Origin of the sequence: Pseudoalteromonas sp. Z9A6 (assembly GCF_011378805.1) — a bacterium.
Classification (GTDB): domain Bacteria; phylum Pseudomonadota; class Gammaproteobacteria; order Enterobacterales; family Alteromonadaceae; genus Pseudoalteromonas; species Pseudoalteromonas distincta.
In genome coordinates, this window is sequence record NZ_WTKZ01000094.1 from 1 (window position 1) to 8,890 (window position 8,890).

The 8,890-nt window shown below is 40.7% G+C and carries 9 protein-coding genes and 1 pseudogene; 5 read left to right on the forward strand and 5 right to left on the reverse strand.

Translation table 11 applies throughout. The annotated features are described in order from the left end of the window. Window positions 1-480 precede the first annotated feature (480 nt). On the forward strand, window positions 481-1,074 hold the full coding sequence (locus GQR53_RS19785; RefSeq protein WP_024594707.1) for a hypothetical protein: 594 nt from the start codon (window positions 481-483) through the stop codon (window positions 1,072-1,074). Window positions 1,075-1,076: 2 nt separating this feature from the next. Here GQR53_RS19785 and GQR53_RS19790 read toward each other — a convergent pair whose 3' ends face one another. Further along, on the reverse strand, window positions 1,077-1,457 hold the full coding sequence (locus GQR53_RS19790; RefSeq protein ID WP_165745004.1) for a hypothetical protein: 381 nt from the start codon (window positions 1,455-1,457) through the stop codon (window positions 1,077-1,079). Window positions 1,458-1,556: 99 nt separating this feature from the next. Here GQR53_RS19790 and GQR53_RS19795 point away from each other — a divergent pair, with 99 nt between their 5' ends. Next, window positions 1,557-1,997: a TerB family tellurite resistance protein gene (locus GQR53_RS19795; protein ID WP_002959645.1), complete on the forward strand. Its 441-nt coding sequence runs from the start codon at window positions 1,557-1,559 to the stop codon at window positions 1,995-1,997. Between the two features lie 17 nt (window positions 1,998-2,014). On the opposite strand, the gene GQR53_RS19800 is transcribed toward GQR53_RS19795, so the two are convergent. After that, window positions 2,015-2,581 (reverse strand): NAD(P)H-dependent oxidoreductase, encoded by a 567-nt coding sequence (locus GQR53_RS19800; RefSeq protein WP_165745005.1) that lies wholly within the window; start codon window positions 2,579-2,581, stop codon window positions 2,015-2,017. 119 nt (window positions 2,582-2,700) lie between these two features. Between GQR53_RS19800 and GQR53_RS19805 the strand changes: the two genes are divergently transcribed. Continuing rightward, window positions 2,701-3,600: a LysR family transcriptional regulator gene (locus GQR53_RS19805; protein WP_024605005.1), complete on the forward strand. Its 900-nt coding sequence runs from the start codon at window positions 2,701-2,703 to the stop codon at window positions 3,598-3,600. A 21-nt stretch (window positions 3,601-3,621) separates the two neighbouring features. Here the strand turns inward: GQR53_RS19805 and norR are convergent, their stop codons facing one another. After that, window positions 3,622-5,178: a nitric oxide reductase transcriptional regulator NorR gene (gene norR, locus GQR53_RS19810; protein WP_165745006.1), complete on the reverse strand. Its 1,557-nt coding sequence runs from the start codon at window positions 5,176-5,178 to the stop codon at window positions 3,622-3,624. A gap of 279 nt (window positions 5,179-5,457) precedes the next feature. On the opposite strand from norR, the gene GQR53_RS19815 reads away from it, so the two are divergent. After that, entirely contained in the window at window positions 5,458-6,690 is a 1,233-nt protein-coding gene (locus GQR53_RS19815; protein ID WP_165745007.1) for an NnrS family protein, read from the forward strand. A gap of 20 nt (window positions 6,691-6,710) precedes the next feature. Further along, the gene (hmpA, locus tag GQR53_RS19820; RefSeq protein ID WP_165745008.1) at window positions 6,711-7,892 is read left to right on the forward strand and encodes an NO-inducible flavohemoprotein; all 1,182 of its coding nucleotides are present in this window, start codon (window positions 6,711-6,713) and stop codon (window positions 7,890-7,892) included. 69 nt (window positions 7,893-7,961) lie between these two features. On the opposite strand, the gene GQR53_RS19825 is transcribed toward hmpA, so the two are convergent. Beyond that, complete coding sequence (locus GQR53_RS19825; protein WP_138489796.1) at window positions 7,962-8,333, reverse strand: hypothetical protein; 372 nt, start codon at window positions 8,331-8,333, stop codon at window positions 7,962-7,964. Then, a pseudogene (locus tag GQR53_RS19830) lies at window positions 8,333-8,842 on the reverse strand (peptidase); the annotation flags it as partial. The pseudogene GQR53_RS19830 and the gene GQR53_RS19825, both read right to left, overlap by 1 nt. Between the last annotated feature and the right edge of the window lie 48 nt (window positions 8,843-8,890).

Below are 8,890 nucleotides of genomic sequence, written 5' to 3' on the forward strand. Positions count from 1 at the left end.
ACCATTAATAGGCACTCACATCAATACCCATCACCTACCACGTAGGTCGGGCGAGCGTAGCGACTCCCGACACAAAGAGAGTGTAGCATTTCACTGTGGCTCTCCACCGCCGTGGGCACTACGACATCCTACTGCGTAGCGTACAGACCTCAAATTGTAGAGAACCTGACTAGAAATAGTCGGGCTTTTTTACGTCTGCAGAAAAGTGAAATGTGCGTAGTTAACACACACTCACAGCAACATCCATCAGGTAGGTCGGGCGAGCGCAGCGACTCCCGACGTTAAAATCACATCTAGGAGTGTGTAATTAATATTTATAAAAGTAGGATTGTTAATGAGTACAGAGATATTTAGTCGTTAATCATTACTTAAAATTTTATCTAGCTGTCCCGCTCTCATTTTTATATAGATACTTCTAATAAAGTACTTAAGAAAACTGTACTATTACAGGTGTTTTAAAATAATTATAACGAGAAACAAATGAAATTATTAACTGCAGCAACTTTAATAGTTGCTTCATCGACAGCTTTTGCACGCCCTGCACCGTTAGTGTCTATTCCTACTCATGATGCCTTTTTTAATAGTATTGCAGCGCATTGCGGTAAAGCTTTTGAAGGTGAAGTAGCGGTAGATAACGCGAAAGGCCCAAGCTCATTTACAGATAAAAAACTGGTTATGCATGTACGTAAATGTAGTGAGACTGAGTTACAAGTACCGTTTCATGTAGGAGACGATGCATCACGTACGTGGATCATAACTAAAACGGGTAGCGGCTTGAGTTTAAAGCACGATCATCGTCATAAAGATGGAACAGACGACGCATCAACTATGTATGGTGGCCATACGCTTGATGCAGGGTCTGCGCAGATACAGTCGTTTCCAGCAGACCAATACTCTAAAGAGTTATTTGTAAAACAAGGTCTTGCGCAGTCTGTAGGTAATACATGGCAAATGTATATTTACCCAGAAGTATTTACTTATCGATTAATTCGCCAAGGACGTGAGTTTAAGGTGGATTTTGATTTAACTAAACCGATTACTCCACCATCAGCACCTTGGGGTTATAAAGACTAAGGTTACTTACCCTTACTTGTATTTTCTTTAGTTTCGCATTGGAGTAAAACACTTAAATCTGGTTGGAAAGCGCGTGGTTTTGTTGGAAAGCGTTCGTACTCTTGCACGCCTTCAAGTACTTTCAACATAAAGGTATTGCCGCGGCATAGACGGTCAGCATGACGTAACAAAAATACACTTTGATTGGTAAAGTGTTTGTAATCGTCTGACTGGATTTCTATTTTATAGTTGTCTTCGCCAATTTGTGTTTGGTAGTAATGTACTTTGTTATCAAAGTCGTAGAGCTTCTCGGTTTCGGCTTTTTCAGCAAGTGCAGTATTTGCACTCGAAAGGGCCACCAGCGTAGCGCCTATAAATAAGCGTGGTGTGTTTATTCCTTTCATAAAATGTATCCTTTAATTTGCGAACTTTATACCCATTAATAAGAGTAATAAGGTCGATTTCTTTACGTATTAGTCTAACACCCAAAAAGGGAAAGTGTGATGTTCAAACAAATAAAACAACTTTTTGCTGTATTCGATGAACAGCAGCCAAGTATGCAAGAGCACGATTTAAAAACAGCGGTTGCTGCATTATTAATTGAAGTTATGCGCGCAGATACCAAGCTTGAACATGATGAACAACGAACCCTGACTGTAACCTTAAAAAAGTACTTTAATTTAACAGACACTGAGGTTAATGAGCTTACTAATAATGCGGCAAGTAGCTTAGATGATTCGATAGATTACTTTCAGTTTTCAAAGCAGATTAATGAGCATTGTAGCGCGGCGCAGCGAATAGAAATAATAGAGTTATTATGGCGCTTAGCGTATGCCGATGGAGAAATAGATCCCCAAGAAGACTACGTTATACGTAAAGTAGCAGGGCTTTTATATGTAACGCATACCGACTTTATCGCCGCCAAAATAGCAGCGACAAAGTAAGTAGGCGTGCGTGCAAGTTATTTTAACTTACTTGCAACGCTTACTAACTGATGAGCGAGGGCTGATACTTTTTCAGCCGTTACAGGTTCATTTATTTGCCCATTTTCATTAAACAATGTGTGCACAGCGGGTACTGCAAGTTGATCGGCAAGTACTAACGATCCAATGCCGCTTAATATATCACGCACATGATTTAAACCGCGTAAGCCGCCAAGCCCACCAGGCGATGCTGCAAACAAAGCAACCACTTTATTACGAAAAGCAGGAACAGCACCTTGTTCTGTGCGCGATGCCCAATCAATCGCATTTTTTAGTGCTGCGGTAATAGAGCCGTTGTACTCTGGGCTTGCTAGTAAAATACCGTCGGCTTTACGTAGCTTATCTTTTAAAAGCTGTACATCGCTTGGTGTACCTTGCGCTTCAATATCTTCGTTAAATAGTGGGATGTTTAATTCGTTTAGTTTTATTACTTCTACTTCAGCACCTGTTTGTAGAGCAAAGCGTGCTGCCTCATTAATAATTTTTTGATTAAAGCTTTCTTGGCGAAGGCTTCCTGCTAGGGCGATAATTTTTGGTGCTGACATGGTAGTGGCCTTTTAATGTTTTAAGTTACATGACTAATGTAGCAAAATTTCACTTGTAGAAAACCCTAATAAACGCAACACTTGTGTGCGTATATGCACATAAGTAAAAGGTAGGCAGCATGGCGATAAAATTTGAAGATTGGCAAGACGTTAAAGTTGCGTTTGAAGTGGCACGGTTAGGCACGCTAACAGCAGCGGCCGAGGAGCTTAATGTGCACCACAGCACAGTGCTTAGGCGAATTAATAATCTTGAAAAAAACTTAAATGCACGGCTTTTTCATCGCCATGCTCGTGGCTACAAGGTTACTGAAATTGGCACCAAGTTATTTGCAACAGCACAAACAATCCATAGCTCCTTAGAGCAGTTACATAACGATATAGTAGCGGCCGATAGCACCCTTAGAGGTAGTTTGTTGCTAACGACGGTAAGTGGCTTCATGGATGTCCTTGGTGATGTATGTGAGCAATTTCAGGCGCTACATCCACAAGTGCAGCTTGAGGTTATTTTAGAACAAAAAAGGCTAAGGCTCGATCACGGACAAGCACATATTGCAGTGCGTGCAGGCCCAAGACCTGATGAAGGCGATTATATTGCTCAGCATTTGGCGCAGCTTTCATCGGGTTTATACGCTAATAAACGTTACATTAATAAATACGGTATGCCTAAATTATTAATTGATTTACAACAACATAACTTTGTATCGGGCGTGGCTGGTTTTAATGCCCGCGTGCCTTATTTTGCATGGGCTGATGAGCACATTCCTGCATCGCAAATAAAGCTGCGAGTATCTGAAACTGCAGAAGCGACTCGTGCAATCATTAAAGGGTTAGGCATTGGCGGGTTACAACATGACGTAGCGGCGCAATATCCTGATTTAGTGCCTATATTGCACAGTCAGTTAAGCTGGCCTACCGATGTATGGTTAGTCACGCATCACTTAGTGCATCGTACTGCTAAAGTACAAGCTTTTGCAGGGTTGTTAAAAACACACTTTAGTAAGTTAGCTGCTAATCAATAGTTTTAGCTGTATTTTAAATGATTATAGTATTTTTTTTACTTCTATTCCTAGGCGTTTAGCCAAGCGTACTAAGTTTGCTCTATCTAATTCAAGTACTCTTGCTGCTGCCGACCAGTTGTAGTTATGCTGTTTTAATTGCTCGGTAATTATGTTGTATTGCAACGATTCTACAGCTTGTTTTAAAGGTTGGTTGATTAAGGCGTTCGCTGTACTTCGGCTCTCTGCTATAGGGGGTTGCAGCGCACTCGGTGTTAAATCACAGTGCTCGCTTGTAATGGTTATTATTGGATTTTGCCATTGGCTTTGTTTTGCTTTTAGGGCGCTGCGGCTAATGACATGTTCAAGCTCGCGAACGTTACCTGGCCAGTTGTACTGATTAAGCAATGCTTGCGCTTCGGGGCTTAGTTTTAATTGTTTTATCCCTAATTTACGGGCTGTTTGCTCAATAAAATAACCAGCTAAGAGTGTTATGTCGTGCTCGCGTTTACTAAGTGGTGGCACAGTAATAGGGTAGACACTGAGGCGATGGTATAAATCGGCTCTAAAGCGACCTTGAGCTACTTCTTCTTTTAAATTTCTGTTGGTTGCAGCAACGACGCGTACATCTACGTACTTTGGCGTGTCTTCTCCTACCGTTTGTATTTCGCCACTTTGTAGCACTCGTAATAGTTTACTTTGCATGGCCAGGGGCAGTTCGCCAATTTCATCTAAAAATAACGTGCCGCCATCAGCTAATTGAAATTTACCTTGGCGCGAATTTTGTGCGCCTGTAAAAGCCCCTTTCGCATGACCAAAAAATTCACTTTCAGCAAGGCTTTCGGGAAGCGATGCACAATTTAAGTGAATAAGCGGTTGATCTTTTCGAGCTGAATTTAAGTGAATATTACGCGCAACAAGTTCTTTTCCTACCCCTGTTTCACCTAATATCAGCACGCTAAAGTTAGATGCTGCAACGAGTTTAATTTCGTTTTTAAGTGTTTGCATTAGCGGACTTTGACCAATAATTTCACCGCCGTCCCGTGTTAACGCTTCACGATTTAGTTCTTGTACTAATGCACTTGAGTGCTGTGCATGCTGTTTGTAATGGGCAAGCTCTAAAGCTGTTTTAAAGTGCGCACTACACAGCGTTTGTAGGGTATCGAGTGTATCAGCGCTTATGCTGTTAAATGCATTGGCGTTAAGGCTATCGAACGTAAGTACGCCAAGTAGCGCGTTTTTATCATAAAGAGGTAAACCTAAACATGCATGTACCGGTATGTCGCCGGTTTTAGCTAATAGTAATCCGTCGTATGGATCGGGTAATGGGCAGTCGTGCGCAAATTGAAGCGCGAGTGTGCTTTTGCAAATAGCTTCTAGGCGAGGGTGTTCTACTATTTTAAATCGTCTGCCTAAACTGTCGGGCATTAATCCTTTAATTGCCAGTGGTTTTAATTGTTCGCCCTGAAGCACTAATAACGCACTTGCATCACTAGGAATAACCCGCTCAACCGTTGCTAGTAATTGATCAAAGCTATGCTCGTGTAGTGTACTTTGAGCAAGCTCTAGAGCAACTTGTGTAAGGTTGAATTGCTGGTTCACGTCAAAATGACCTATTTGTGTTTTTATGAGTTAATTTATAGTAGGTCATAAAGACTCATAGTGTAAAGTGATTTTATTTAACGCATTGAATTTAAACGAATAAACTTGTTGGCACAGTATGTGTAATAGCTAAGTAACGTAGTTAGTTACAGAGATCGCCATGAACACACTAATGCTGAATAATTTAAATAATCAAACACAGTTTAGTTCACTGCATGAGGCACTAGCGTGCGCTGAATACTTTTTTGCTCAGTATGGTGTAGGGAAGGAAATAAAATAATGCGCCCTATAAACTTAACAGAGCCAATGCCAGCACGCGTTGCTATTCATCAAGTATCTCAATGGCCATTATGGATGCTCGCTTTTAGACCTTTCTTTTTAGGCGGTGGCTTATTGGCATTTTTGTCAGTGGGGTATTGGCTACTTATTTTAACAGGCCATGCAAGTTGGCACTTATCGATACCTGCGACATTATGGCACGCGCACGAAATGCTGTTTGGCTTTGCAGGAGTTGTAGCTGTTGGCTTTTTACTTACCGCTGCACAAACATGGACAGGCGTACCGAGCATAAATGGCAAAGCACTTATGTGGCTTACGTTTATATGGCTTGCAGCACGCTTAGCATTTTTTGTAGTACTGCCTGATATTGCTCATTTTAATTTATATGCTGCACTTACATTACAAGTTATTTGGTGGCTAGGTGCCATAACCGCGTTGGCTAATATGTTATTAAAAGCCAATAGCAAAAGTAACTATCCGTTTTTAGCTATTTTAGCTGTGCTTTGTGGACTCAATGTATTGTATTTAATACTTATTTTACAGCAAAACATGCAGCTTGCACTTGGTGTGGTTGATACCGCAGTACTGGTTATTACTTTACTAGTTGGCATTGTTGCGGGTCGCGTTTTACCATTTTTTACCGCTAAAGGTCTGGGTTTAACCGAGCAAGTACGCACTCCTAAAATAGATAAAGCGGTGATGTATTTATCTATTGTGGCTATCACTTTATTTTTCATCAACAAGTTGTTTTTGAACACGATTAATCCTGCGTTAGTTGTTGCAACTGTTGCTGCGCTTCACCTACTTAGGGCTGGTTTTTGGTGGGATAGCAAGGTATTGAGAATACCTTTGTTATGGTCTTTGCATTTTTCGTACCTTACGTTAGGCGTAGGGTTAATGATGGTTGCATTTAGCTTTTATAGCAGTGCAATACAATTTAAAGATGCGCTGCACCTAATCACTATTGGCACAATAGGTATGATGATTTTAGCAATGATGACGCGTGTATCGCATGGTCATACAGGGCGTACACTCGCTATTCCTCATTACATGGCTGTTGCTTTTGCACTTGTGTTAGTAGCCGCTATTACTCGTTCATTGCTCCCTTTTATTATTGGGCCTCACCTTGCTTGGCAAATAAGTGCTTTGCTGTGGTTAGTGGCTTTTTTATTATTTTTAATTCACTGCACACCTATATTAACGCGGCGTCGTGTTGATGGGCGTCGTGGTTAGTTCATCCATAGGAAATACATATGTTATCTGATAAAACCATTGAGATCGTAAAAAGTACTGTTCCGTTATTAGCGCAGGCGGGTACGGTTGTTACCAATCATTTTTATAAGCGTTTATTTAGTCATAATCCTGAGCTTAAAAATATTTTTAATATGGCGAACCAAGATACAGGTCGTCAGCAATTTGCACTTTTTAATGCATTGGCTGCGTATGCACAAAATATTGATAATTTAGCTGTATTAAAAGAAGCGCTAACACGTATTAATCATAAGCATACAAGCTTGAATATTTTACCTGAGCATTACCCTATTGTAGGTGCACACTTAATTGGTACGCTTAAAGAGCTTCTTCCTGAGCAATTTACTCCCGATGTTGAATACGCTTGGCGCGAAGCTTACGGCGTACTTGCTGATATTTGTATAACCGAAGAAGCTGCTTTGTATGAGCACAGTAAAAATAAACACGGTGGTTGGGCGGGAACTCGCCAATTTGAAATAACCAACAAACAGGCCGAATCAGAACTAGTAACGAGTTTTACACTTACGCCAGTTGATGGCGAAGCTGTTATTACACATAAACCAGGGCAGTATTTAGGTATTAAAGTTAAGCCAGAGGGCGCTGAATATGAAGAAATTCGCCAGTATTCTATTTCACAAAAAAGTAACGCTAAAAACTACCGTATTAGTGTTAAAAAAGAGCTACAGCCAAAGCCTGGCATGGTGTCTAATTATCTACACTCATTAGAGCAAGGCACTATTGTTGAGCTATACCCGCCGGCAGGAGACTTCTTTTTACGCAATAACACAAACCCAGCGGTACTCATTTCAGCAGGTGTTGGGCAAACGCCAATGCTGGCTATGCTTGAAACGCTATTAAGTGACAACTCTAATCAAGAGATTATGTATTTACATGCTTGCGAAAATACTCAGCAACATTCGTTTTCAAAATATTTATATGATCTAACAGCGCAGAATAACCGCTTGAAAACAATAACGTGGTTTAACCAAGCGGCAGAGGGCGCTGACTTTACTGGGTTAATGAACCTAAATGCAGTACAAGCACAGCTACCATTGAGTAATGGCGACTTTTACTTATGTGGTCCTGCCGGTTTTATGGCATTTATAAAAAACCAGTTACTTGAACTAGGTGTTAAAAACGAGCAGATTCATTATGAAGTGTTTGGTCCGCATCAAGACTTGTAATAACGCTTTAAAATAGAAAAAGGCGTACAGCGATGTGCTGCACGCCTTTTTTATAAACTTTAAAGTGCCTTATAACTCTTTACAGGTCACACCTTCAAGTACTGTAGTAAGCTCTTTTTTAGGATAGTAAAGCTCGCATTGGTTATTACGTAGCTGCAAAATAAACTTTTCAGATTTTATATTATGCGCGCCCATAATTACTCTGCCATCAGACCCTTTACTCATTGCATGATCAATTAGCAGTTCGCTACGTTTAGTAAATACGGAATCGGAAAGTGTTACTAATGCGCCTCCCTTAGCTTGTTGAATTGCCTGTTGTAGTGTTGTAATAACGCTAGGATTAACGCTCGTTAATATAGCGGGTTTAGCGGGCTCACTATTTACACTTTGGCATCCACCCAAAGCGAATAAGGTAGCTAATGGGAGTAATAATTTAGCCATTACCTTTCCTCACTCAGTGTTGGCCAAGTTAAGTCCATATTACGCTGGGTAAATTGTACCGGCATATTTAAAGGAATGAGAGATTCACGAGAGCTTGAAAAATTAGCTGGCTCTGCTTTTGCAGCAGCCGTTCTAATTGGACAACTGCCATTTTCAACATGAAACAATGCGGTGGCTAAAACGGCCTCGTCACTGTCGCCTAACTGATGATCAAAGTCGTCCTCAATTTCACAACCTTGAACATCAGCATCAAATTGTGGCGTAGGGGTTGGTGTAAAACCCGCAGCGTATTCGCCAAATCCTTTGCTATTTACCCCACTAAATTGAATAGTGTAATAGGTTGTTGCGCAGTTATGAGTTGGGGTAAAGCCATAGGGCTTACCGCAGGTTGTGTCGCCAATTAAAATAACTTCTGCGTCTATACCTTTTAAACCATTAATAAAAGCTTCTGATGCCGAACAGGTGCCTGATGTGCTTAATACATAAACCTTCGATAAGTTTAAATCAGGGTAACTATTCACCAAGACAAATTATTTTCTAAGGATCTTTTTTAGCTA

Coding starts and splice junctions, on each gene's coding strand:
- GQR53_RS19785 (WP_024594707.1), top strand. CDS start 481: ATGAAATTATTAACTGCAGCAACTTTAATAGTTGCTTCATCGACAGCT.
- GQR53_RS19790 (WP_165745004.1), bottom strand. CDS start 1,457: ATGAAAGGAATAAACACACCACGCTTATTTATAGGCGCTACGCTGGTG.
- GQR53_RS19795 (WP_002959645.1), top strand. CDS start 1,557: ATGTTCAAACAAATAAAACAACTTTTTGCTGTATTCGATGAACAGCAG.
- GQR53_RS19800 (WP_165745005.1), bottom strand. CDS start 2,581: ATGTCAGCACCAAAAATTATCGCCCTAGCAGGAAGCCTTCGCCAAGAA.
- GQR53_RS19805 (WP_024605005.1), top strand. CDS start 2,701: ATGGCGATAAAATTTGAAGATTGGCAAGACGTTAAAGTTGCGTTTGAA.
- GQR53_RS19815 (WP_165745007.1), top strand. CDS start 5,458: ATGCGCCCTATAAACTTAACAGAGCCAATGCCAGCACGCGTTGCTATT.
- hmpA (WP_165745008.1), top strand. CDS start 6,711: ATGTTATCTGATAAAACCATTGAGATCGTAAAAAGTACTGTTCCGTTA.
- GQR53_RS19825 (WP_138489796.1), bottom strand. CDS start 8,333: ATGGCTAAATTATTACTCCCATTAGCTACCTTATTCGCTTTGGGTGGA.